This is a genomic window from Deltaproteobacteria bacterium HGW-Deltaproteobacteria-6, from assembly GCA_002840435.1.
Taxonomy (GTDB): Bacteria; Desulfobacterota; Syntrophia; order Syntrophales; family Smithellaceae; genus UBA8904.
On the sequence record PHAT01000050.1, the window covers coordinates 1 to 1,147 of the forward strand.

Sequence of the window (1,147 nt, forward strand, 5' to 3'; positions counted from 1 at the left end):
TGCTTCGCCGTCAATCACATTGGTCTGACGGATCGCGTCCAGCAGCGATGTTTTACCGTGATCAACGTGACCCATGATCGTGACGATCGGCGCGCGCGGTTTGAGATTTTCCGGGACCGTCTGAGATTTCAGCATGGTATCCCCAAATTCCATCTCCGCTTTTTCCACCTGAAAACTGAACTCAGAGGCTACCAGCGTGGCAATGTCAAAATCAATAGACTGATTGATGGTGGCCATTACGCCCATTGCCATCAACTTGTTGATGACCTCGCCGGCCTTAACGCCCATCCGTTTGGCCAGTTCTCCCGTCGTAATCGTTTCACCCGCACGAATGCGGCGCTTGATGGCTTTTGGTACCGTAATTTCGGTTTTCTTCATCTTGACCGGTGCGGCCTTTTTCTCTTCGCGCCATTTGCTGAATGCCACGTCCCGATCATCTTCAATGACTTTGATCTTCTTGTCGATTTTTCTTTCCAGAATCTTGCGGCGCGGGACCTCTTTTTCCTCTTCAATAAAGACTTCCACCGGCCCCTTGCCTTTTTTCTTGGGCTTTTCAAATTCCCTTTTAATGATTTTTTCGGGTGGCGGTACAATAACTTTTTCCCCCGGCTTCTGGGGGGCTTTTGCCGGAATTTCTTTTTTCTCTTCGGGCTTAGTGATTTTATGCCTGGACATCATCGGCGGCCGAACGGGGAGAATTACCGGCGGCTTTTTGGGTGCTTCCGGAATCTTTTCAGGCACCGACTGATCCGGTTTTAATTCCTCAACCGGTCCCGCGGCCGACACGTCTTTCTTCACGTCCTCGGTAGGAACACCCGGTTGAGCGGTCGACACCTCTTCTTTTGCCTTTTCTGCCCCGGGTATTTCCGCAGCGCCTGCAACCGCCTCTTTTCTCGGAGCGGCAGCCGGAGCGGTTTTTCCTTCAGCGGGTTCTTCTTTTGCTTCATCGGGAGCTTCAACCGGGACCGGCTCAACCGGTGTGCGGACCGTACGGCGGCGAATAACCGTCGTTTTTATTCTTTCCTCAACAATCTGTCTCGGAGACGTGGTCTGCAAGTCAGTCCTGACTCTTTCGACCTCGCTCTCTTCCAAACTGCTGGCATGGGACTTGACCGTAATCCCCAATCTTTCCAGATGGGCAATCAGG

1 protein-coding gene is annotated in these 1,147 nt (G+C 52.3%); it reads right to left on the reverse strand.

Features of this window, described 5'->3' with window-relative positions:
- Positions 1–1,147: translation initiation factor IF-2 (locus tag CVU71_18750; GenBank protein PKN16412.1), on the reverse strand; the 1,147-nt coding region annotated here is incomplete at both ends.